This is a genomic window from Paenibacillus qinlingensis (genome assembly GCF_031455095.1).
In the GTDB taxonomy this organism is placed as follows: Bacteria; Bacillota; Bacilli; order Paenibacillales; family NBRC-103111; genus Paenibacillus_E; species Paenibacillus_E qinlingensis_A.
In genome coordinates this window covers 160,067-183,677 of record NZ_JAVDSB010000006.1, presented here as the reverse complement: position 1 = coordinate 183,677, position 23,611 = coordinate 160,067, and the positions used below count along the sequence as shown (strand labels likewise).

Below are 23,611 nucleotides of genomic sequence, written 5' to 3'. Positions count from 1 at the left end.
TATGAGCTAATCCATCCTGCGATCCATCTGACAGGTAAAAATGACACAAAAAAGCGATCCCTTGTCGGCTCGCGCTGACTTAGAATCGCTTGGTCGGAATGCTTATGTTAATAGGCCTTTGGTACTTCTACGCGGTTCGTAATTCCATCTTCCGTGAAATAAATATGAACGTCAAAGCCTTGATCATCCATAAAGTACGACACATATTTTGGTTCGCCATGCTTGATTGGCACAAGAAGCGTCGCGATACGGTGGGTTCGGGCTGACTTCGTAGTTGCTTTTAAATGATAATGCGGCGGTAACCCTTCAATCTCGGATTGATCGATGTCAGTGAAGCTTTGATGCTGTGACAACTCTAACTCGCCTGATGAGCTGTAGACAAAACGACCGTCCATATCCGCTTTGCGGCCTTGGACCTTGAACGTTTGTCCATTGAGCTTCATCTCATATAACGTTTGGAACAGCCAGTCAACAGTGCCCGCTTGTGCGAGATCAATATGATCTACAACCACAACGTACGTACCGAAGAAATATAGCTCACGCACATATCGTTCCAGGTATGGCACGTATTCTTGGTATGCCGCGGTTGCGTTCGCACGAGAATAACCGTACCCTTTCCGTTGTTCGGCAACCTCAATGAATCCATTAGCCGCCATATTCAGCACTTTGTTCTTCTCCGCATACTGGCCTAGACCGTCAATCAAAATGTTATTGGTCGAACGTGTCTGCCTGCGCCAATTCATATGCATCGTGGAGCTAAAAGCTACGTAGTAGCCGCTCTCAATGGCTAACGGCTCACCGTAAGCATGCAGTAAGAAGCCGTTCTGGTCGCCATGACTATGGCTGACAGAACCATATTTGCTGCTCTTCGTAAGCAGCATAATGTGCCGTTCTGGGTCTGCCATATTGGAATGGAAGGCAACCCAATCGATATCGCGGAACCATTTTACGGATTGAATATTCGCATCTGTAGGTGCAATTGCTTCAACTTGCGGGTAATCGTGGCGGTACACCATTTCATCGAAGCGGAAATCCCACCAACCGTAGTTGTAGAACTTCATCTCCGAATCTGTATCGGTCTCGCGAACACGCTCGAAATACCATTGGTACAAACCGTTTCCTGTTACGCCCGCAAATTGACGGATGTTGAAGCCTGTTTTCAAACTGACGGGATCTCCCAACGTGGACTGATCACCGAAACTTGCCCGCAACGTGTCTGGACTGAACGCATATAACGGGAAATCGCCTGTTTTAGCGAAAAATGGTCGTTTGTAGAAATTGATGCCCGTAAATTTCTTTAATAAATTCATCGCTTCTGTGACGAAAGCCATGCCTGTTGTCCAATACATCGGACCTTCCGCCCAGCCACCGTCCGGTCCTCCCCAAGGGGAGTATAGACCTGCGTAGTACTCAAGGGTGTAGTCCAACCACTCCTGAACCTCCGGCTCTTCCTGCAAGAGTACGATACAGCAAGGGACAAGTACACTGGACAAGGAACGCACAGCGTGACTGTCATATGGCACATGATGAATTTTGGAATGCTCCATGACATGCTGAGCGATTTGACGTGTACGTTCGAGAAGAACGTGTCGAATATGCTTGCGTTCATCTTCGGATAGCTGGTCGTAAAGCCAGTCATAACCCCATGCGATAGCTCCTGCCATACGGAAGGAAGCCTCATCGTTATAATCGCGGCTTGTCGTACCTTTAATGTCCCACTGACAGATGTGGAGCAGCCAAGTTTTGGCGCGATTCAATAAGGATGTGTCATTCAAAAGCTGACCGGCTACTGCTAGATGACGCACTGCATAAAGCACTTCTTGCGTATCCATGTACATTTGACGCCACAATTTGGCGACGCGTTTATTTCCTGGGTAATGAAGTGGTTCTGCGATGAGATCTCTTTCAATCCAAGGCCTAACGGATTTCTCGAAGAAAATATCCCATTCACAATACGATCGATCCGTCTCTAATGCGGTGCGAAAGGCTTCTAACTCGGAAGCTTGGAGCCATAATCTCGGATGCTGAGAAGATACTTCTTTGTATCGCTCTGCTCTGCTTGGCAGTGGCGTTTCTGGCAAGTCTGCCGGAACTTCAAAACGTCGAATACAGCTCCATGCGGTTTGCTCACCATTGTCTTCAAGTAACGCATAACGCCAGTAATACGTGCCCGCCTCAAGCGCAGCATCTGGTGTATATAAATTATAGGGAATGGGTTGAATGGTCTGTGTATCTGCCGGTGAGAAATCCTCCGATTGCGCAATCTGCAGCACATAACGATCATGCTCCAATTGTGCTGGGATCCATGTGAAACGTGGCGGATTTTCCAGCAACACCGTCTTCTCATTCGGCTCGTATTGTACGGTTAACACACCGCTCTGTGGTTCGTAAAGTGGAGATAATGTCATGGGATTTTCCCCTCCAGGCTATCTTTAGATGAAAGTGAACAACATAAGCAGAAGTGTGAAAATAGGATGGAATAACAAATTAGAGAATTTGTAATCCGTTATCTGTTCGTAACTGAATGCGGACAGCCGTACCGGACTGCTCAGGCATGGTAATACTGATTTCATTATTAGCTATTTGCGAAAGTTGAAGTGCACTTCCCGCACGATAGATGTGAATAAAATCTGCCTTACGGTCATTCCGACGATGAAGCATCGCCGTAAGCGAGCGGCTAGGATCAATTGCATCTCCTGGCGTCTGCACGGCTACGACCTCGTCACCAGCTTGAACAAGCACAGTATGGGAAATCATTGCGTCTGTATCATCGAGCTTGTAAGCAACCTGCAGTTGACCCGCTCCATCCTCTTTTGAAACAAATTGTCCGGTGATCGGTAGTTGCTGCTCCTTGATCGTTGTAACGTCCCCTGCTTTCTCAGCGATAAACAGCTGATAAGCTGCTTCAGGACTAAGCGGTTGCTGCAGGCCATCTATGGCTACTATAGGATGCATCCACCATTCGATCGCTTGTGGTTGTTCCCCAGCAAGCTCAACTTGGAACCAGTCCAACATCCAATCCTCTGTAAGCAAAAGATGTCGATTCATCGTACAGCCTTCGTAGCCTTCTGTCGATTGCATCCACGCATATACCGAAGAATCTGTCGCTTCGAAATGCTTCAGGCGCCCTTCATGCGGCGCTTGTGAATGACCTGCCAGCGAAACCGTGTTGTGGCTGGCAGTCTCTGCGAACCACGATCTGCGCATGGATGAGCCGTAAGGCACCATCCCGAGATCGGGGGTTAGGGTTTGATCTTGATGCATCAACGTGAGATGCAGCTTGTCGTAGTGGCCGTGGGAACCGCCGTGCTCGCCGAAATCGGCGAGGAACGACAGCGGGTTCCCCGCGATGCGGCCGATGACGAAGCCGGCATCCGGCCAGAGCCGCGAGCTGCGCGGCTCTGGCTGAGCGGCGCGGTCAGCGCCTCCGCCATAGAGCAGCGCTTCGAGCTGCTCGTTCCCGGCAGCGCCTAGCTGCCGGTACGCTTCGCGCAGCACCGGCGCGAGGCCCGCGATGCCGTAGATCGTGAGCCCCTGCTCCGCGATCTCGGCGATTTCGCGGGCGTAAGGGCCCCGCGCAAGCGGCCCGTCATGCAGGGCCGGCAACGCGCCCTGGTCGTCGGCCAAGTCGGCCAACGCTTCGAGCATGCCGCGCATGGATTGCCCCTCTGCGCCAGTCGTGGCGTAGAGATCAATACCGAAGCGCTGCGCCATCTCGGCGGCGATCAGATAAGCACGAAGCACGAATACGTGGTAATACGTGCTTCCTTCAAATTCGAATTGATCGGCTTTCACGCCGATGGAAAGATGATGAATGAAGCCGCCTTGGCCTTCGATAAGGGCTTCAAGCAGTGCCTTCTCGCCTCGAGCCGCATACACGCAAGACAAGGACGCATTCAGCCAAGCCGTATAATTGTTCTCCGCATTGTTCCGCTCATGGATCAAAATATGCCGGTACTCCTCCATACTGCCCGCCAGCAATCCCAAAAAGACGTCAATCGCCATTTGTTCCTTCGCATCAAAGGTAATACCTCCATCGCGAAGCAGTAAGTAGGCACGAATCAACGTGGTAGACCAGATCGCCTCGGTTAGCGCTTGATGGAACGCGCGTCCCTTCAGCATCCAGCTCTGTGCTTCTGGATGCACGGGATAGAGCGGAAACTGCTCCGCGTATTCGACAAGCAAACGTTTGCTAATCTGTGCATAGGAAACGTCACCCAAAGCCGCATAAACAGCAGCCGACTGCAACGCCACACGCGCCAAGGATTGGTGCTTAAACACGAGCCATGCACCGCGGTAGGCATCACCTGTGATCACACAGCCGTGTGGGCACAGAAATTCTGTAGCATCTACACCGACTTCATCGAACATTAGTTCGGTATGGTGGTGTGGACAAACATACTGGTGCCACCAACCACCAGGTTCTTTAGGAACGATCAGGCTGCCTGCTTGCTGCAGCCTGTCGATTTCTTCTTTAAGTTTGTGAGCGGTTTGACCCGCCCATGTCAATGATTCTACTTTAGCGGCTAAGGGGATCGCGGTACTCATCGCATCATCATCCCGCCGTTGATTTCGATCGTTTCACCTGTTACATAACTAGCAAGGTTGGAAGCCAAGTAAAGGACAGCGCCTGCTACATCATCTGGTGTACCTTCGCGTTGCAATGGAATACCGTTAATTGTTGCTTGGCGCGCAGCATCCGTTGTGAATGTCGCGTGGAACATTGTGTTGCCGATGAAACCAGGTGAAACGTTGTTCACGGTAATGCCGCTAGCTGCAACTTCTTTTGCCAAACCTTTAGAGAAAGTAAGAACTGCTGCTTTGCTTGCTGCATATACACTTCCGCCAGGTCCGCCACCGTTATGAGCAGCTACGGATGTCATGTTAATGATGCGGCCATAGCCTTTCTCTTTCATACCGCCAAGAACTCGTTTGGACACGAATACCGTGCTTTTCAAGTTTACATCCATGATGCGGTCATACATTTCCTCGGACATATCTACATTCGGAACGCGTTGTACAAGGTGACCTGCGTTATTCACAAGAATATCGATCGTTCCACCAAGCGCTTGCTCCACTTCGCTCACAAGTCTGTCGATTTGCTCTATATTAGTTACATCAGCTTGAACTAGGACAGCTTCCCCGCCTAATGCTTGAATCTCTTCAACAACGGCTTGCCCTTGAGCGACATTATTCAAACAGTTAACGCCAACTTTAGCGCCATTACTAGCCAAAGCTAGTGCAATCGCACGTCCAATCCCTGCATTCGATCCTGTTACAAGTGCAATTTTCCCCGTTAAGTTGATGTTCATTGTTTTATCCTCCCATGGATATAAATCTATATTTTTATTTAATCGCTGCTTAAGCAGCGTAACTACCTGTTATTAAGAATTTCGCAGCCGAGGCCGTACTGTCTCTGGCATCGTCATCGTGACACAAGTACCGCGTCCCCACTCGCTGTCAACAGACAACCCGTAGGCTTCGCCGAAAACCATTTGAATCCGTCGATGAACGTTCATCAGACCAATCCCGCCGCCACGCTTAACCCCTGAGCTCGCTTCTTCTGGCTCTGCCAGCCGGTTCTCCTGTAGTTTCCTGCGCAACTCAGCCAGTCTTTCGGGCATCATGCCCGTTCCGTTGTCCTCAATGAACACCTGGAACAAGCCATCCCCTTTGCGGGCATCAATTCGAATGCTGTGCCGCTCTTCCACACCATCAGGAAACGCATGCTGAAAAATATTTTCAATCAACGGCTGTAACGTCAAACGGACCATTTTCTCAAGCAGCAGGCTCGGAGGGATAGCGACATCAATCTCGAATTCCCGCTCCGTACGATGCTGCAAAATAATCATATAGTTCCGTACGTGATTCAGCTCATTGGCAACTGTGATTTCTTCCAGATTGGTTTGGACCGAATAGCGCAGCATGAAGGCCATCGCTTCCACCATTTCCGTGATTTCATTGGAATCTTGTACAATGGCATAACAGTTGATCGTTTCCAGCGTGTTATATAAGAAGTGCGGGTTAATTTGCAGCTGTAGGGCTTGAAATTCAGCCCTCTGACCCTCGAGCTTGGTTTCACCCAACTCTAGCGCGTTCTTCTGCTGCTCTAACTCGGCCTCATACACGCGCTCAATCATATCTGATAAGCGCGTCACCATCAGGTTATAGCTGTGAATCAATCCACCCATTTCATCTGTTCGACCTGCGTCTTCAATATACTGCCAGTTCCCTTTCTCCGTTTCCCTCATGCTATCTTTGAGATTCCGGATCGGCCTAACAATAGAGCGACCAAAGCGGAAAGCCAGCCATAGGGCTGCTGCCAATGTGATCAGACCGACAATAATTGTCGTAGTTCGAATGGTGTTAGCAGGGCGACGAAGTTCCTTTACTGGCATAGAGGCAACAAGATTCCAATCGTAGTAACCTGATTTACGAGATACAAACATACGTTCTTCTTCGTTGTATTTGGACAAAAACGTCTGATTATCACTCGTAAGTACTTGAGAAGCTAGTTCGTCATTCGATTTACGACCACTCATCGAACGTGGGTAAATGTAATTGCCCGCATTGTCTAATATGAAGAAAAAGCCATCTTTCCCCAAACTCACACGATCCCAAGTTTTCGCTAACTCATCTAACTTAATTTCAAAAGCGAGGACGCCGCGATTCTCATCCTTGTAAGATGGGCCCCTTACCTTGCGAGCCATCGTGACTACGGAGCCCTCATCTGCTGTGCGGATACTCATGTTGAGCAGCGCGATTTTGCCATCAACAGGTGTCAGCCTCATTAATTTCTCAAATTTCTCTTGCACCAGAACAGGGTCAAAATTGAAGAATAGGTTCTGATTTTCATAAACGACAGAACGACCATGCTGACCCGTCACATAAATCATATTAAGCTGTTTGTACAGCGTAACAATGGACTCCATGGATGCGAAAGCAAATTTCTTAATTTTGTCCGAATACTCATAATACTCATACGCATCGTCCGGCTTAATTTCCATGAACGCTCTCACGTCGGAATTTGTCGAAAAGGCATTGCTGAGCAGCTCATATGCCTGTAAGTAGCTATCCGTTTGGTAGTTCGCACTATCGACCATCTGCTCCATATATTGCTTCACTTGGTCATCCAGCGCCCGCGAAGACTGCACGTAGGAAACAGCGCCTACAGACAACAGCGATAGAACGATAACGATAAGAAAATACGCATAAATTTGACGTGACAGCGACTTTCTCTTCATTATCTAATCCCCATTCGCTGACGGTATTCCGAGGGTAGACAGCCTTCATACTTTTTGAATGTTTTCGTAAAGTGCGGATGATCCGCATATCCAACCTCGCCGGAAATGTCAGTAATACGCCAATGCGGTTGCTGCAGCAGCTTTTTTGCTTTCTCCATCCGTCGTCGTGTGCGATATTGCACGAAAGTTTCTTGCGTATTTTGTTTAAACAATTGGCTAAAGTAAGAAGGATTCAGCCCAATAAATTCGGCTACTTCCTCTAAGGAAACCTCCTCAGCGAGATGCTTCTCCATGTACTGCTTGGCTTCTTCGACAGGGTCCTTCTGTTTGCCTTTACGCTTGCTCTTCAGCTCTTGCAACAGTCCTTTTACGGACATCTCAAACCAACGCCACACATCTTCTTCATGAAGTGAAGCAGAGATTTTCAGTTCCTCTTGAATCACATACACATCGCGTACGGTTAACCGCCCATGAACAAGCGTATAGATCTCCTGTACAATATCACTGATGCGATTCAGTTTTAGTTTATACGTATTCAGCTCGGATTGAATCTCCGATAGAATGCGTTCCAGCTCTTCTTGCTGCAGCATCCATACCGCTTGCTCCAACCGGGTAGCCCAGCTCTCCAGCTTGGTAACGGCGACAAAGGATTCTGAACTCACCTTGCTTTTGTTCAAAATGAGCTTCTCTAGCACTTGTTGAAATTTCTTTATATTGACCGGCTTTAGCAAGTATTCTTTCACGCCATAGGACAAGCACTTCTGCGCATATTCGAAATCCCCATAGCCCGAAATGACTACCACTTGAATGTCGGCATCCATCTGAGCAATCTGCGCACACAGCTCCAGACCATCCATTTTCGGCATGCGTATGTCTGTAAAAAGGAAATCAGGTCGTTCCTCTTGAATCCGCTGCATTGCGACAACACCATTCTCAGCTGTTCGTAAGCTTTCAATGGGCAGCTCCGATTGTTCCACAAGCTTCTGTAATCCTCTGCGTATCATCGGTTCGTCATCGACAATGAGTATGCGGTACATGAGAAACTCTCCTTTCAAAATGGGATGAAATGCACGCTCCCCACGCACCGTTGGGTTCGTGAGGAGGCGGCATGCTCAGGAACTGAGCTTATTTTCTTGGCATCGACACAGTCGTACCGGAATCTTTACTATTAAATTTCTCTGTTGCTTCCTTGATAACTTCGTTTCCACCTTTGGACTTCCACTCTTCCAATACTTTCGGCCAATCGGAAATCGGTTCTTTTCCATAAACCATTTTCACCATGTGGGAAAGAATAACGGGAGGTGCTTGGTCAGAAAGCGGTGAAATATCAGGATTTTTCATCAAAGATTCCAGACGAGGCTCAAAGTTGATACCATCGCGTCCTTCATTCTTCAACGTCGTGTCGTACACGTTCATCAATTTCTTACCATCTTCTGTCAAGCTAAGTGTACCCTTATTATAAGTTGTATCTTGGACAAGCCACAAGAAGGATTGACGGTAACGCTCTTCATCGACAGCAGCTGGATCTACAGGTGCTTTGTAGTCGATTTTACCATTTGCTTCTGTATACGTGTCGCCTGGGATACCGAACGTGAAGAATTTCTCAGCTTCATCGGACATCATCCAGTCATAGAACTTGATAATACCTTCGGCATTTTTCACGTTTTTGTTGATGAAGTATGCGCGCGGCGCTGGTCCATACAAGTAGTGACCACCTTTGCCATCAGGTCCAGTTGGGGAAGCAATGATTTCGATATCACCCGTTGGAACAGTTGCTTTCAATTGTGTTTCCCATTGCAGCATTTCGTTCGCGTTCATGGACCACATACCTGCTTTACCAGCAAGAATCGTGTTTTTGAACACCGTTGCGTTAATTGTCGCGAATTCTTTGTTGATCAAGCCTTCATCAAACATCGTTTTATACGTTTGCAGCGCTTTCGTCATATTCTCTGTATCAAAGAACTTAGGAAGGATTTGATCCCCTGACTTCTCGAACATCGATAGGTACGGATAGACATCATAAGCACCGAAGAAAGAATCGGCATACTTGAAGTTCTCACGACCCATGTACGGGTTCTCAACGCCCATTTCCTTGAACTTGCGTAGAACCGCCATGTACTCATCGACTGTTTTCGGTGCGCCTAGACCCGCTTTATCTAGCAAATCTTTACGAACAAAAATCGCACGACGGGATGGGTTCGACAAGTACTCTGGAATGGCATAAATCTTGCCATTATACGTTACGTTATCCCAAGCATCCTTAGGAACTTTTTTCAGCAAATTAGGACCAAACTTTTTCAGCAGCTCATCCAGCGGTTGGAATACGCCCGCTTTCACGGATCCTGCCATTTCTTTTCCGTTCACGCCACCGCTGCCTTGTACAACATCTGGAATATCGTTAGTGGCAAACATTTGAATCATCTTCTGTTCATATTCTTTGTGAGGAACAAGCACGATATTCAGATCAGAGTTCGTTAACTCTTCAAGCTTCTTCACCCATTTGTCTTGATTAATATCAGGCGATTTCTCAACATGTCCGAAAGCAAGTGTACGTAGGGAGATGGAGAACTTCGTTTTCTCAGCTGGCTTTGCGCTAGCAGCACCTGGACTGGCAGCTGCATTAGATGATGGTTTATCTTCTGTCTTCGCCGAACAAGCAACCAATGCACTGGCCATTAACACCGTAGCCATCGTCGTAGGAATCCATTTTTTCATTTATACCCCTCTTTTCATTTCTACTAAATAACTTGCGCGTTCACAACCTCATTGTAAAAGCGTTTACAATTAGCGGCTATGGACTGTCTTTAGTTCGAATTGTATTTTTTTTAGAATTCAGTAAAAAGAGTTAATAAATAACTGATTTGTATAATTCTGTTTTATTGATTAAGACTTAACCGAACCCACCATCATACCCTTAACGAAATGACGTTGTAAGAAAGGATAAATAATAATGATTGGCAGCGTTGCAATGATAATCGTCGCCATTTTAATACCTTCTGGATCCATGTGAGCTAGTCCACTAAACTGTGAGGCATTCGGATCAATACTGATATCCTCAGATACAATCAATTGACGAAGCTTTACTTGGAGCGGCCAAAGTGCAGGTTTATTGACGTAGTACAGTGCGCTTTGGAACGTATTCCAATGGTTGACCGCGTAGAAAATTCCTAAGGAAGCCATAACCGGTTTAGAGAGCGGCAATACGATATTCCAAATCATTCTTAACTCGGAACAGCCGTCGATGCGTCCAGAATCAATCAACTCACTTGGAATTTGCATGAAGAACGACCGCATAATGAAGAAGTTAAAGGCGCTGATCGCACCTGGAATCATTAAGGCCCAGAGCGAGTTCGTGAGATGCAAATTTTTCATCAAAATAAAGTTAGGAATAAGCGGCGCTGTGAAAACCATCGTAATCAGCACCATAATAACGACAGCTTTACGGCCGGCATACTCAGGACGCGACACCGGATAAGCCAATGAGGCGGTCGCGATTAGATTGATGAGTGTTCCTAACACTGTAATATACACAGTAACTCCGAAAGAACGCCAGATTGCTGCATCACTAAATACATATTGATAATTGATCGATGTAAACTGAACAGGCCAGAACAAAACTTTTCCATTCACAATAGACTCTGAAGAACTGAACGATTGAGCCAGCACGTTTAAGAACGGCAGGAGCATCGCTAGTGACAAGATAGATAGAAATAAAATATTGAAGCCGTTAAACACTTGCCAGCCGGCTGTCGGCTTGCGATTCATATAGCGTCCACCTCCGTCTTAGTACAAGCTTTCACCCGTTGTTTTTCTGCTTAAAATATTACCAGTGACAATAAAGATCACGCCAACAACGGCTTTGAAAAGTCCAATAGCAGTCGTATAACTAAATTGTTGACCTTGGAGACCCTGCGCATAGATATACGTATCTAGAATTTCTCCACTTTCTTTGTTAAGCGGATTCAAGAATACATACACACGTTCGAAGCCAAAGTCCAGGAATTTACCAATGTGTAATAAGAACAAAATCATAATCGTCGGCAACAAGGATGGTAGTGTTATGGATATCGTTTGTCTCCAGCGATTGGCGCCATCCACTTCGGAAGCTTCATACAAATCAGGATTAATCCCAGCTAGCGCGGCTAAATAAATAATGGTTCCATAGCCGGAATCCCGCCAAATCCCTGATGAAATCAACACGGTCCGAATCCATGATTCTTCACCCATGAAATAAATAGGTTCAAAACCTAACCAAGTAATGAAGTGATTGACAGCCCCTGTAGACGGGGATAGAATACCGATCGCAATCCCGCTCACGATAACCCAGGACAGGAAATGAGGCATGTATACGACCGTTTGAAGCACACGTTTGTACAACACGAGGCGAAGCTCATTCAAGAGCAAGGCGAGAATAATCGGTGCCGGAAACCCTAACAATAGATCATAGACACCAATGAGTACTGTATTTTTCAAAATATTAAGGAAATCATAATGTGCAAACATCCGGGTAAAATGTTCAAGCCCTACCCACTTGCTGCCTGTGAAGCCGTCAAAAATGTTGTAGTCCTGAAAGGCAATAACAGAGCCTAGCAACGGTACATATTTGAAAACTATAAAATAAATAATGCCTGGCAGCGATATTAAATATAGCGCCCTATACTTCCAAAACGTTCGCAGCAAGGCCTTTCCCTTACTTACCTGCTTACGCTCACTCATCTGCTTTACCGCTTGTGCGTTGACCGCCATCCTCTGGCCCCCCTCACTCATCATCGTCGATGTTATAGGTCTATCCTACCCTGATGCAGCGCTTTCAACAATGGAATGGCTTTTCACCGACTTGTGTTTTTTTTAGGTTTTTGAGAAAACAAAGAGGACGATCATGCATCATTACGTGCATCATACGTCCTCCTCACTTACATCTAATTAAGAATGATCAGCCTTCACCCAAGGTGAATAGAGCGTTCTTGACGTTCTGCGAAGCTTAGAGATAACCTGTATGTCCAGTTCGGCTTCGGGCAATATCTCATTCTCCCACCGATCTTTAATTTGCTTCCAAATTTTAGGATTCCGATCTTCCAGACTATTGCCGAAAGCAAATATGTCCGAATGATAGTCGACGGCAACTTTGTGAAAGGCCATCTTCACTTCATTCTGTATCGTTTTAGCAAATTGATCTTGGACATAGGCGATCGTTTGGGGATTTGTTTTAAACTTGGTGCTCGCCTTATCTCCGATATTGAACTCCACGGTAATTCGCAGTTGAATCTTCGCCTTACCGTCCTGATAGTCCACTCTTCGTTTACTAACCTTTTCACCGGATAATTCCAAGGATATGTGACAATCGGTTTCATCCGGACAGGGCACGACGACAAGTGTTGATTTTAATTTCCCCATGACCCATAAGAAGCCCCTAGTCTCTGTCCCATTCAAAGTCCCTACCATCTTCCCATCCGAGTACACGCCTGTTCCATTCGCATAAAATAACGTTGATTGTTTGGTGTCCCCCTGTTCATACGGCTTCACACCAACAATTGTTTTGACGTACTCGCTTTGATCAATTAAACGTACAATCGGACTGAATGGCTGAGCACCTGTTGGTTGGGCAAGCTTTCGAGCAAACTCAGATAGATACACCTGTGCAGCTTTCCCTTCCAAATTGGAGTTTTTTAAAATTTCCTTCAAATAATTTGATGACAAAGCTGTAATGTCTGGTGTGGATTCCAGCATATCCAGCGCACGTCCTTTTACCGTGGCCATACAAGCCGTACCCCGAAGCTCCGGATCCGACGAGAAGAAATCAAAGTAATTACGCGCATCCGTTTTGGCAGCGGATTCCCCGATTAATAGGATTTGCAAATGGGACCAGTACAGCTTTTTGCCTGTTATTTTTATATAGGATCGTACAGCCTCGAAAGTTGTATTCCCAACAACACTTAAAGTCTTCTTTTGCTCCCCATTCAAACCGGTCATCGGCTTTAGTGCCTCCAACACTGGCGTAAGCACAGTAAGAACGATTTGTCCTTTATCATTCAGGTCAATGCCTGCGGCAAGGACGTATTCGACCTTATCCGGTTCTTGGCGATTCCAACAGCCTGTGGTTACGCTCAGCAGGAGGCTAAGCGACAGCACCATTCTAATGATTTTGTTCATTCGCAGTTCTCCTTGCTTTCAACTTACCCGCTATCCAAACAATGAGGAGAAGGATGAAGGCAAACCAACAAAAGGTGACTCCCTTCGCAATTTCAAAACTAACAATGGACACGTAAATATTGCCGGGTAATAAAGATATATAGTACATAATTACAGAAAGGGGCAGCATCAATTCTTTATGATCCCTTGTTCCGAACCAATCTCGTGTACCGATACAGCAGGAATAGAACGTCAATGCCCCCTTTGACACATTAATGAATACCCATAGCGCCAAGAAGACACTCTCCAAATGCTCAATAAAATCAAAGATCGCAATATCTTTGATTAACTCAACGACCGGGAATATAAGCCTTTGGGTATATGCACTGCCAAATGTTCCTATCGTCACTAGAAAGATAACCTCGAATAGAAACATAACAATCATTGTGCACCAGATTAGCTTCTTGAACATGTTGTTTTTATGCTTGATTTGCGGATAGATAAATAGCAGCACACTAATCTCAGAGAATACACTCCAAATGGCTAAAGAACCCCGAAACACATCCATAGGGGTAGCATTCAGAAGTGGCAGTATGCGCTCCATGTCCACTTTTTGAAAAGAGAGTCCAAACATAATAATGATCAGTACGACAACACCAGGCATAACGACTTCTCCCCACCGTGCAATGGAGGGCATCCCTCCCTTCGCCAAATAATAGCGCAGAAGAATCAGCATGATAGCAATAATTTCTAGTGGTGTTTCTGGAAGAATCAGCGTAACGAATAATTCGCAAACAAGTCTGATCGAGGTACCAGAAAGAAATATCAGTGGCACCAGAATAAAAAGTGCAAACACGCGGCCAAAGAAGGGTCCGAATAAGCTGAGGCAATACGCGATAATGCTCATCTCTTGCATAGTCGAACCAATTTGTGTAATTAACCAGAGAAGAGGGACAATCATTAGGCTGCCTATCAGAATCGACAGCCATCCACTGTGCCCTGAAGCCTGCGTTATGGTACGTGGAAGTGTAAAAAAAATCGTACCAAACACAGTAAAGCAGAGAAGAATCATAATTTGTTTGGTTGTTAGTTGGGCAGATGACAAGGATGTTCCTCCTCTCACTTAAGGTTTCTGCTTCTTGGGACCAAGAAATGATTGACGGTATTTGAGCGATTGCGCCGGCTTCTTGAAGACAATGGAATCATCGACTGCTTGGAGCGATTGCGGGGTTAATGCTGCCAGATAACTGACGCCAAAAGAACGCAGATGAATCATGTGAATGAGTATCGCACTGGTTCCAAATACGATACCAAAAATACCGAAAACAGCGGCTAGTATCATAATAGGAAAGCGCAGCATTCGGATGGCTAAGGAAGCATTGTAATTAGGTATGGCAAAAGCGCCAATCGCTGTAAAGGAGACGATAATGGTCAGTACAGGGCCAACGATATTCGCCTGAACCGCCGCCTGTCCAATCACGAGCGCGCCAACGATACCAATCGTTTGCCCCATCGTGCCCGGCAGCCGCAAACTCGCCTCTCGCAGAAGTTCTAGGCTGATTTCCATAATCAGCGCTTCCACAAAGGCAGGGAATGGTATGCCGCTGCGATTGCTCGCAATGGCAAGCATTAATTCCGTCGGAATCATTTCTTGATGATAGGTCGTAATCGCGATATAGATGGAGGGCAGCGTCAGCGCCATCATCATCGCCAAGAATCGCACCCAACGCAGCATCGTAGCTGCGAGATAGCTTGTGTAGTAATCCTCTGTCGATAGTAGGAATTCCGTAAAGGTAATCGGCATGGTTAAAGCAAATGGTGTGCCGTCTACGAGAACGACAATTTTACCTTCTAGGATGGCCGCAGCAGCCTTATCTACCCGCTCTGTTGAGCTAATTTGCGGGAATGGCGAGAGTGGCGTATCCTCCAAATAATCCTCAAGCTGACCGCTATCTAGGATCCCCTCGGTCTCGATAGCCATCAGCCTTCTCTTCACCTCGCCAACAATACTTGGATTGGCTACGTCCTGCAAATACGCGATAGCCCCATCCGTCAACGTACGCGTACCAATCTGAATCGGAAAAAGAACCAATTTAGGATCTTTAATTTTTCTTCTAACTAAGGCCGTATTTGTGCGCAGCACTTCATTAAAAGCATCCTGAGGACCTCGAATAATTGGTTCACTGGTTGGATTGCTTACAAATCTATGCTCCCAACCTTCCGAAGTGATGAGCAAGGTTTCCGCGATGCCCTCAAGTAAAACAAGCGTATTCGAATACAGCAATCCCTTGATACTCTCGGCGAGCGAGTTCACTCGCTTGATACCGCTAGCCGTTATCACAAATTTCTCAATATACGTTAAGGTAATCTCATCTTGATGACCCATTTGCATCAGAGGGAGAATGACACATTGATGGACAATATCCTTTTCAGCAAGGCCATCGATGTAGAGAACGGCTGCACGAATCTCCGAACCATCCCCCAGCTGGAGGAGAAGTTCGCGAACAATAAGATCGGATGGATGCTGAGTGACCGTGAGGATTAATTGCAAGTCCTTCGCGAGATTCCCACTTAATTGTTGTTCTGCGAGATGGGATGCCTCAGTAACTTCAGACGGCGGTCCGTGTGATGCGCTAGAGGCTGATTTCTTGAGGAGTTTTCCCAATAACGACAAACTATCCGCCTACCTTTTCAACAAGACTAGTCATTACGTTTTGCATCATGGCTGTTAGCACATAAGAGGTTCCCGTTACATGCAGGACAGCAAGAATCAGAGCGATAAGCAGCAAGGAGGCATAAGCAGGCATCATTCTGCGATCTTGCTGGCGAACGCTCTTCTTGGGATGACCGATTACAAACAAAATAAGCGCAACGAACAGTGAAATCAAAGCCATTCCCCCCATGTGTTTTACGAGTAGGTTCTGCTTTTCCTTCTATTTTTATCCAACCATCACTTCGTGTTTAACTTTTACACGCAAAAAAAGTGCCCTCCCACGAAAGTGGGAAAGCACTTCTATGATCGAAAGTTATGCTGTACGACTCTCTGTCGACACTTTGTGCGCCTTGACGCCGCGCTTTGCCCGCAGCGCTTCTGGCATAGCTAGCAGCGCAGGCAGCAGCATCGGCAGCAAGATGAAACAGAGTACGATGAGGCCAACAATGACGGCCACGGCTAGCTCGATCAACAGAACGAGACCGGAAGGCACAAGTGTGGCGAAGGTTCCGCCAAGGATGACCATCGCTGAGATGACCACACCGCCAATGTGCTTCGCCGCTTGCACGATCGCCTTCGAAGGCGATAGATCCCCAAGCTCTTTGTAGCGCATCATCAGGAAGATGCTGTAGTCGACGCCGACAGCAATAATAATGATGAAGGAGAAGAACGGTACGAAGGAGGAAACCCCGTCGGCACCAATGATTTTATCCGTCACCACATTCGTCGCCGTCATCGCCACGTAGTAGGAAATCACGAGGCTCAAAATGATGTAGACAGCTGGCCAGAAGGCACGAATAACAAACAACAAGACGATGAACACACCGATGATGACAATAATCGCGGTGCTGTTGAACGACTTCAGCTGCGCCTTGTTCGTGTCGTACGTCGTCGAGCTCGGGCCTGCTGCGCCGAACTTCGCATGCTCGAGCACCGTGCCCTTCACGCTGGCCGCCAGCTCCGCGTTAATCCCCTCAATCGTATCCATCGCAGCCGATGAATACGGATCATCCTTCAAGATGACGATCATCTTCGTCATCGTCCGATCCTTGGACATGAAACTGTCCAAGGATTTCCCGAAATCTGCGCTCGACAGCGCTTCTTTCGGGATAAAGAACGTTTTCGAGCCGTTCAGTTGCGTCAAGAACTGGCTCGTTTTACCCAACCCCTCGGACACGTCACCGAGTCCGTTGCCGCTCTGACCAAGGCCGTCTTTCAGCTGGCCCATGCCGCCGCTGAGACCCGACAAGCCTTCGCTCAGCTTCTGCTGACCGTCTTTGACGCTGCCTAGCGCAGCGTTCAGCTTCGCCATGTTGGCCGCGATCTCGCGACTGCCCGCGCTGCCTTGCTTCAGCCCTTTGGCGAGCTCAGCTGCGCCGCTCTCCAGCAGCGTAAGCCCCGCGGCTAGCTGTGCCTGCGCGCCGTTCACTTGCGCCAGGCCTTGCGTCGCCTCGGCAAAAGCACTGTTTAGCTTCGCTGCGTTCTTGCCAAGCTCTCCCAGTCCGCCGCTCAACTGCGTTAAACCGGAAGCAAGACTTTCACCCGTTTGCTTCAGCTTGATGTAATCAGCGTCTGTCGTCAGCTGGCTGTATTTGCTGCCAAGCCCGCCAATTAAACCATTCATGCCGACCAAACCTTGTTGGATGCCTCCTAGTTGCGTCTCAATCTGACTATAACCATCCGTCATGGCGTTGTAGCCTTGACCAAGCTGCGTCAAACCATCATTGATTTTACCCGTGTTACTTGCGACTTGAGTCATGCCATCCTTCAGCGCAGCAATTCCCGAACTTAGCTCACCCGCGCCACCGGCGCCTTGTGAGATACCAGCAGCCACCTGATCCAATGCAGTCGTCAGCTTGCTATAGCCCTCCTGCACTTGACTCGTGCCATCTACCAGTTGACCAACGCTAGACGTATCAGGCGCTTCCAGCTTACTCTGCATCAGCTTAAGTCCATCACGTATTTGATTTACACCGTTTTGCGAGGCTGAAATGCCATCGGCAACCGTCTTCGTTTGCGTAGAAATATAGAAATCATCAATCGGCTTCGCTTGCGGCTGAGTCACGCTAGATACCATATCGACACCTGGAATGGTTTTCAGCTTCTCCGTCACCTTATCAATCGCGGCTAGACCATCATTCGTGTTAAGCGGTTTGTCATTCTCAATAACGACCATGGTTGGGAGCGCCTGACCCCGGCTAAAATGCTCCGCCACAAGGCTGAAGCCTTTCGTGGATGGGTGATCATTCCCCAGCTCCTTCAACTGATCAAAAGACAGCTTCTGATGATTCGCAAGTGCAAGTGGAACCGTAATAATCAGAATGATGACGGTCGTAATAATCGGTCTTTTTACCGCAATTTTCGTCAAGCCAGCCCAGAATTTACTCTCTTTATGCCCAGTCGTTCCCTTGGAGGGCCAGAAGAGCTTATTGCCAAGCATTTTCATGAAAAATGGTGTCACCGTTACAATTTGGAGCAGGAGTATGGCCGTACCAATGGCTACGACATTCCCTGATTGATAAATACCGAAATCCGAGAACGTTAATGCAGCAAATGCAATGAATACGGTCAAAATACTGTAGAAAATCGTTTTACCCGCTGTGCGGTAGGTCACAATAATGGCTTCATCCACGGATAAACCATGGGATAATTCCTCTTTGAAGCGATTGAATAAGAGAATGTTATAATCCGTCCCAATCCCGAAAAGAATCAAAATCAACAACATTTGTGTGACACTCGTCACAGGAAAGTTGAACTTATCAATGAGCTGCGCGGCAATCCCCATGGACACGAGGTACGAGATACCGACCGCTAGCAAGGAAACGACTGGAATAATGACAGAACGGAACATAATGATTAGAACAGCTAGGATAAATATAACCGTAAGCGCGGCACTTTTTTCAACACCGGACTCCGATACTTTAATATAATCATCCTGGATGAAATCCTCTCCAGAGAGGTAATACTCCACCTTCACGTCCTTCAAAACAGTTTCAAATTCCTTCTTGATGTCCTCGACGTGGCGCCCTCTTTTGTCTAAGGAGAAACTCGCCATTAAGGTTGTGCCATCCCCCGAAATGAGCGATGACTTCGCCTCCGGCGTGGTGAATGGATCAATCAACTGATCGAAACCAAGCTCAGCTTGATGGCTTTTCAAATTCGTAATACCTGCCTCGATCGCCTTCATATCGGCATCTGACAGTTTGTTTGGGTTATGGAAAACCACGATATCACTCGTGCCCTCGACCCCATTGATTTTGTTCAAAATCGTTGAGGCAATCTTTGATGGTGCATCGCTACGCAACGGATCCTGTCCTCTTAGGCCAAGAATCGCGTTCACATTCGGTTGGAAAACCGTCAGCAATACCGTCGCCACCAACCATACGGCTAGAATCGCCCAACGCCATTTAATAATGGATTTCATTCTCTCTTCTCCTCCACTCACCCTGATAGTAAACAAGCGTTCATTATTGGGGTAAAAATTTTTAAGACTGGCTTAGCTTTATTTTTTCTGAAATACCTGTGCAATACAGGTACAACAGTTCATCAACAAGCATTTTAATCGTATCGCCATCTTCATGGTCACGCAAAATCAAGCATATGCTCTCAATCATTGTCGTCGCAATCATGCGCGCCGCAAATTGATCTTTCTGAGACAACGTGCCGAATGACCCCAACTCCGCTGTAAATACTTCAGAAATAATCTGATGCACAAGTGTAATCATGTCTTGTTTGGCCGAAGCAAATCGAGAGCCTTCACTTAGATTCAGAAGAATTGTAAGCTCTGTGCTGGACTCTTTGAACAGCAGCATTAAAGAAGCATCAATGCGACGCAGAATCAGCAAATGATCAGATAATGCGGTACACAGGGTGCTATCTACCTCTTGCTTGCACACCCGCAGCACCTCGGCTAGCTGCTCTTGAATGGGTTGAATGAGCTCATCAAACAGATCATCCTTACTTTTAAAGTAGCGATAGATGTTGCCTGGCGTTATGCCTGCAGCTTCTGCAATTTGCCGAATGGAGGCTTTCAAATATCCATGCTTCTTGAACTCGGCCAAGGCCGCTTGGCGGATACTATTTTTGACTTCATCTTTTAAAATTTGCATTAATAAACACCCGTTCACTATTTGACGTCTTAGTTGGATTATACAGCGCCCATTTCGTCATTTCAACGCTATTTCGATAAAAAAAAGCGCCTAACCTGCCAATGATCACAGGTCAGACACAACTTATTCATTCCACATCTACAGCTTTGATATCGGACCTTGAATCAGCAAGAACGCTGCCAGCCCGCTGCCCCAACAAAACAAATCTCTACTGCCAGCAATACCAATATTCGTTATATACGTATTGATTCTTGCTTTCATGCCTACTTTCCGGCGGTTAAAGCGGTAATCAATCAACAAAATGAAGATCCGTCCGATAATAAACATCACGAACGGGCTCCGGCATATATGGCGCCACTGATGGTAATAAGGGTGTGCCATAACGCTATTTGCATTACATGCAAGTTCTATGTAGAAATAGCGTGATGAAACAGCGCTATTTCTATTAAAACGAGAGAAATATGGCCATTTGGATCAAATAGCACTATATAGCAACGTTATTCTCCTAAATACTCTCTTATACTAGTAAATAAGGTGTTTTCATAACGTTACTCTTCACAAAAAGAGACGAATCGCCTCTCGTTCTGCTTTCAGAACGAAGCGTTTCGTCTCTCGCTTACACTGGGCGATCGATCTCAAACAGCTCACCAAGCTTCGCATAAGAGTTGCCTGCTAATCGGCTCACTGGTTTTAGCTGCTGCGCATCAATACGACCGTTGTCAACTAAGTTGTCATCGATATGAAAATAAACGACACGCCCGATTAGTAAATCTGCCGCGGGTGCGTCCGGTGTTCCACCGAGCGGTATCACCTGCTCGAGGACGCATTCCATGCGGATGCTCGCTTCGGCGATGCCAGGCACCGCGATGTGTCGGCTCGCGACAGGCGTTAGCCCCGTCAGCGTCACTTCGCTTTCCTCCGGCGGCAGCGCAGCGGCACTCTGGTTGATCTGGTCGATATAGGATTCGTCCGAGATATGAACAACGAATGCGCCTGTTTCGACCGCGTTGCGGGAGGTGTCCTTCCGGACACCCTGCTTCCGCTGCACGGAAACGGCAACCATCGGGGGATCTGCCGTCACGATGGTGAAATAGCTGAAGGGCGCAGCGTTCAAGACGCCTTCCGTGGATAGCGTCGAGACAAAAGCGATCGGCCGCGGAATAATGCTGCCGATGAGCAGCTTATAATTATCTCGCTCGCTTTGAGTTGACGGATCGATTCCTACCATTGTCATGGAGACGATCCCCCTTTCTATTAGAGTATTAGAGTGAGAGCCCTTTAAGCCATTCTGCTGCTGCAAATACCTCGGAGCGTGTCAGCTGATGACCCGAATTCTCCCAATGTACGTGGACATCCGAACCCGCATCGCTCAGTAAGCGCTCTAGCTCCTCTGACTCCTCAGGGGAGCAGATGGGATCATTTTTGCCTGCGCCGATAAAGACAGGCGTGTCTGAGAGATCGGGTAGCGTGATACCACGCCGCGGCACCATTGGATGATGCAGAATAGCCGCTCTCAGCGCATTCGGATAATGGAACAAGAGGCTTCCCGCAATGTTCGCGCCGTTCGAGTAACCGATCGCAACAACGTTGCTGCGATCGAAGCCGTGCTCTGTCGCTGCTTCATTGATGAAATCGTACACTTCCTTCGTGCGGAAGATGAGATCCTCTTCATCGAAAATGCCTTCAGCTAGCCGACGGAAAAACCGTGGCATGCCGTTCTCTAGGACGTTCCCCCGTACACTAAGTACGGAGGATGTTGGTGAAATCGCCTGCGCCAAAGGAAGCAGATCGTTCTCTGTCCCGCCCGTTCCGTGAAACAGAACGAGCACGGGAGCAGTCACATCGGATCCTTGCTGATAGATATGTCTCATTTCCGGTCACCTTCCAATACGCGCACTTCAATTGGCGGTAGATTTTTCACGATTTGATCACGGCTTGCTTCGAACCACTCTGGCAACATCAATTTCTCACCAAGTGCTTCCGGAGCTTCATCTCTAGCAAAGCCTGGAGGATCAGTAGCAATCTCAAACAGGATGCCGCCTTCTTCACGGAAATAGATCGCATTGAAGTACTGACGATCCACGATTGGTGTTGGGTGGTAGCCGTTATTCGCTACATGACTTCTCCATAGTGCATGCTCAGCATCATCTTTCGCACGCCATGCGATATGGTGAACTGTTCCCGCTCCGCCAGCACCGTAATCCATTGGCGTTACGTTGATATCGATGATGTTCCCTAAGTCCCCGAAGGAAGTAAAGCGTGCATAGGCGCCTTCTTGCCCAACTTTTTTCAGACCCATGACATTCACGAGAAGTTCCGAAGTTTTATCAGGTGCTGTGCTGTAAAGGACAGCGCCGCCGAAGCCTTTGATCGCTTTGTCCACAGAGACGCCGCCAAATGCCCACTGACTTGGCGCACCTTGCTCGCGCTCGACAATTTCTAATTTTAGACCATCTGGATCTTTGAACTGTACATACGTTTCGCCGAATCGAGCATTTTTCTCAAAAGCAACTCCGAATTGTGTTAGGCGTGCTTCCCAGAAAGATAGACTGCCTGTTGGCACAGCGTAAGTCGTGATACCTACTTGACCGCCGCCGACCCGACCTTTGCGGGATCCCGCGTAAGGGAAGAAAGTAATGATCGTACCTGGGCTGCCTGCTTCATTTCCGAAGTAGAGATGATAAACTTCTGGCGCATCGAAGTTAATTGTTTTTTTGATCAAACGTAGTCCTAAAATACCTGAATAAAAATCAACGGTTGCCTGTGCATGTTGTACGAAAGCGGTGATGTGGTGGATACCTGCGGTTTGTTGTGTTGTTGTTGTCATAATAGCCAACTCCTTCATATTTAAGAATCTTTATTTTAAGATAACAGATCTGAGAAAATGCAAGACTTGCAACGAGGGATAGTTCTTCTATTTAAATCCCTCTTGCGCATACCTGCCGAGCTTCTTCAGCAATTGACTTGCCATCATCTTCTCTTCTTCCGTCAGCCCCGCCACGGCCCCCTCAATCACTTCGGCGTGCTTCGGAAATACTTCCTCAATAAATTGTTTCCCTTTTTCCGTTATTTCAGCAAAAATCAATCTGCGATCTTCCGTCGATGTGTTGCGTATGACGAATTCCTTCTTGACTAGCTTATCTACGACATAGGTAATGTTCCCACTACTCATCAATACCTTACTGCCAATTTGTTGAATGGGTTGTGCTCCCTTATGATAGAGCAGTTCGAGAACACCAAACTCTGTTCGGTTCAGTCCATGCTTGCGAATATCTCGATCCCCGTGGGCGTTCACCCACTCGCTCGCTCTAGAAAGGGCGATATAAAGATCTAGAGAATGATTTCTTGCTTCGCTCATGTTTGCCTCACCTCGTTTCTTGTTTGCCTCGTTTATCTTAATTTAAAGATACTTTATT

General features: G+C 47.2%; 19 protein-coding genes. All 19 read right to left on the bottom strand.

All coding sequences use genetic code 11. The annotated features are described in order from the left end of the window. Window positions 1–107: 107 nt before the first annotated feature. The 19 genes from J2736_RS18220 to J2736_RS18130 all read right to left on the bottom strand — a co-directional run bounded on the left by J2736_RS18220 (window position 108) and on the right by J2736_RS18130 (window position 23,553). Window positions 108–2,408, bottom strand: a complete 2,301-nt coding sequence (locus J2736_RS18220; RefSeq protein ID WP_310500014.1) for a DUF4962 domain-containing protein — start codon at window positions 2,406–2,408, stop codon at window positions 108–110. A 79-nt stretch (window positions 2,409–2,487) separates the two neighbouring features. After that, on the bottom strand, window positions 2,488–4,548 hold the full coding sequence (locus J2736_RS18215; protein ID WP_310500013.1) for a heparinase II/III domain-containing protein: 2,061 nt from the start codon (window positions 4,546–4,548) through the stop codon (window positions 2,488–2,490). Next, window positions 4,545–5,312 carry an SDR family NAD(P)-dependent oxidoreductase gene (locus J2736_RS18210; RefSeq protein WP_310500012.1) on the bottom strand — a complete coding sequence of 256 codons (768 nt, stop codon included), beginning with the start codon at window positions 5,310–5,312 and terminating at the stop codon, window positions 4,545–4,547. Before J2736_RS18210 ends, J2736_RS18215 begins: the two co-directional genes overlap by 4 nt. A gap of 72 nt (window positions 5,313–5,384) precedes the next feature. After that, window positions 5,385–7,244 (bottom strand): cache domain-containing sensor histidine kinase, encoded by a 1,860-nt coding sequence (locus J2736_RS18205; protein ID WP_310500011.1) that lies wholly within the window; start codon window positions 7,242–7,244, stop codon window positions 5,385–5,387. After that, window positions 7,244–8,281: a response regulator gene (locus J2736_RS18200; RefSeq protein ID WP_310500010.1), complete on the bottom strand. Its 1,038-nt coding sequence runs from the start codon at window positions 8,279–8,281 to the stop codon at window positions 7,244–7,246. The genes J2736_RS18205 and J2736_RS18200 overlap by 1 nt, the downstream gene beginning before the upstream one ends. Window positions 8,282–8,369: 88 nt before the next feature. Further along, on the bottom strand, window positions 8,370–9,959 hold the full coding sequence (locus J2736_RS18195) for an extracellular solute-binding protein (protein ID WP_310500009.1): 1,590 nt from the start codon (window positions 9,957–9,959) through the stop codon (window positions 8,370–8,372). Window positions 9,960–10,127: 168 nt separating this feature from the next. After that, window positions 10,128–11,009, bottom strand: coding sequence for a carbohydrate ABC transporter permease (locus J2736_RS18190; RefSeq protein ID WP_310500008.1), 882 nt, complete (start codon window positions 11,007–11,009; stop codon window positions 10,128–10,130). Window positions 11,010–11,027: 18 nt separating this feature from the next. Further along, complete coding sequence (locus tag J2736_RS18185) at window positions 11,028–11,960, bottom strand: ABC transporter permease (RefSeq protein ID WP_397341052.1); 933 nt, start codon at window positions 11,958–11,960, stop codon at window positions 11,028–11,030. 207 nt (window positions 11,961–12,167) lie between these two features. Continuing rightward, the gene (locus tag J2736_RS18180) at window positions 12,168–13,394 is read right to left on the bottom strand and encodes a Ger(x)C family spore germination protein (RefSeq protein ID WP_310500006.1); all 1,227 of its coding nucleotides are present in this window, start codon (window positions 13,392–13,394) and stop codon (window positions 12,168–12,170) included. Continuing rightward, window positions 13,378–14,478, bottom strand: coding sequence for a GerAB/ArcD/ProY family transporter (locus J2736_RS18175; RefSeq protein WP_310500005.1), 1,101 nt, complete (start codon window positions 14,476–14,478; stop codon window positions 13,378–13,380). Before J2736_RS18175 ends, J2736_RS18180 begins: the two co-directional genes overlap by 17 nt. Before the next feature lie 18 nt (window positions 14,479–14,496). Then, window positions 14,497–16,047: a spore germination protein gene (locus tag J2736_RS18170; protein WP_310500004.1), complete on the bottom strand. Its 1,551-nt coding sequence runs from the start codon at window positions 16,045–16,047 to the stop codon at window positions 14,497–14,499. A 1-nt stretch (window position 16,048) separates the two neighbouring features. After that, entirely contained in the window at window positions 16,049–16,267 is a 219-nt protein-coding gene (locus J2736_RS18165) for a hypothetical protein (protein WP_310500003.1), read from the bottom strand. Between the two features lie 132 nt (window positions 16,268–16,399). Then, the gene (locus J2736_RS18160; protein ID WP_310500002.1) at window positions 16,400–19,510 is read right to left on the bottom strand and encodes an MMPL family transporter; all 3,111 of its coding nucleotides are present in this window, start codon (window positions 19,508–19,510) and stop codon (window positions 16,400–16,402) included. A 61-nt stretch (window positions 19,511–19,571) separates the two neighbouring features. Further along, window positions 19,572–20,195 (bottom strand): TetR/AcrR family transcriptional regulator, encoded by a 624-nt coding sequence (locus tag J2736_RS18155; RefSeq protein WP_310500001.1) that lies wholly within the window; start codon window positions 20,193–20,195, stop codon window positions 19,572–19,574. A gap of 138 nt (window positions 20,196–20,333) precedes the next feature. Then, a complete protein-coding gene (locus tag J2736_RS18150) occupies window positions 20,334–20,522 on the bottom strand; it encodes a hypothetical protein (RefSeq protein ID WP_310500000.1) in 189 nt (62 codons plus the stop codon). Between the two features lie 289 nt (window positions 20,523–20,811). Then, entirely contained in the window at window positions 20,812–21,423 is a 612-nt protein-coding gene (locus J2736_RS18145) for a flavin reductase family protein (protein WP_310500103.1), read from the bottom strand. A 34-nt stretch (window positions 21,424–21,457) separates the two neighbouring features. After that, on the bottom strand, window positions 21,458–22,066 hold the full coding sequence (locus tag J2736_RS18140; protein WP_310499999.1) for an alpha/beta hydrolase: 609 nt from the start codon (window positions 22,064–22,066) through the stop codon (window positions 21,458–21,460). Further along, on the bottom strand, window positions 22,063–23,022 hold the full coding sequence (locus tag J2736_RS18135; protein WP_310499998.1) for a ring-cleaving dioxygenase: 960 nt from the start codon (window positions 23,020–23,022) through the stop codon (window positions 22,063–22,065). Before J2736_RS18135 ends, J2736_RS18140 begins: the two co-directional genes overlap by 4 nt. Before the next feature lie 87 nt (window positions 23,023–23,109). Further along, a complete protein-coding gene (locus J2736_RS18130) occupies window positions 23,110–23,553 on the bottom strand; it encodes a MarR family winged helix-turn-helix transcriptional regulator (protein ID WP_310499997.1) in 444 nt (147 codons plus the stop codon). Window positions 23,554–23,611 lie beyond the last annotated feature (58 nt).

Excerpts from the sequence above, each read along its gene's own strand:
- J2736_RS18220 (WP_310500014.1), bottom strand. The coding sequence starts at position 2,408 with ATGACATTATCTCCACTTTACGAACCACAGAGCGGTGTGTTAACCGTA.
- J2736_RS18215 (WP_310500013.1), bottom strand. The coding sequence starts at position 4,548 with ATGAGTACCGCGATCCCCTTAGCCGCTAAAGTAGAATCATTGACATGG.
- J2736_RS18210 (WP_310500012.1), bottom strand. The coding sequence starts at position 5,312 with ATGAACATCAACTTAACGGGGAAAATTGCACTTGTAACAGGATCGAAT.
- J2736_RS18205 (WP_310500011.1), bottom strand. The coding sequence starts at position 7,244 with ATGAAGAGAAAGTCGCTGTCACGTCAAATTTATGCGTATTTTCTTATC.
- J2736_RS18200 (WP_310500010.1), bottom strand. The coding sequence starts at position 8,281 with ATGTACCGCATACTCATTGTCGATGACGAACCGATGATACGCAGAGGA.
- J2736_RS18195 (WP_310500009.1), bottom strand. The coding sequence starts at position 9,959 with ATGAAAAAATGGATTCCTACGACGATGGCTACGGTGTTAATGGCCAGT.
- J2736_RS18190 (WP_310500008.1), bottom strand. The coding sequence starts at position 11,009 with ATGAATCGCAAGCCGACAGCCGGCTGGCAAGTGTTTAACGGCTTCAAT.
- J2736_RS18185 (WP_397341052.1), bottom strand. The coding sequence starts at position 11,960 with ATGAGTGAGCGTAAGCAGGTAAGTAAGGGAAAGGCCTTGCTGCGAACG.
- J2736_RS18180 (WP_310500006.1), bottom strand. The coding sequence starts at position 13,394 with ATGAACAAAATCATTAGAATGGTGCTGTCGCTTAGCCTCCTGCTGAGC.
- J2736_RS18165 (WP_310500003.1), bottom strand. The coding sequence starts at position 16,267 with ATGGCTTTGATTTCACTGTTCGTTGCGCTTATTTTGTTTGTAATCGGT.
- J2736_RS18160 (WP_310500002.1), bottom strand. The coding sequence starts at position 19,510 with ATGAAATCCATTATTAAATGGCGTTGGGCGATTCTAGCCGTATGGTTG.
- J2736_RS18155 (WP_310500001.1), bottom strand. The coding sequence starts at position 20,195 with ATGCAAATTTTAAAAGATGAAGTCAAAAATAGTATCCGCCAAGCGGCC.
- J2736_RS18150 (WP_310500000.1), bottom strand. The coding sequence starts at position 20,522 with ATGTTTATTATCGGACGGATCTTCATTTTGTTGATTGATTACCGCTTT.
- J2736_RS18145 (WP_310500103.1), bottom strand. The coding sequence starts at position 21,423 with ATGGTAGGAATCGATCCGTCAACTCAAAGCGAGCGAGATAATTATAAG.
- J2736_RS18140 (WP_310499999.1), bottom strand. The coding sequence starts at position 22,066 with ATGAGACATATCTATCAGCAAGGATCCGATGTGACTGCTCCCGTGCTC.
- J2736_RS18135 (WP_310499998.1), bottom strand. The coding sequence starts at position 23,022 with ATGACAACAACAACACAACAAACCGCAGGTATCCACCACATCACCGCT.
- J2736_RS18130 (WP_310499997.1), bottom strand. The coding sequence starts at position 23,553 with ATGAGCGAAGCAAGAAATCATTCTCTAGATCTTTATATCGCCCTTTCT.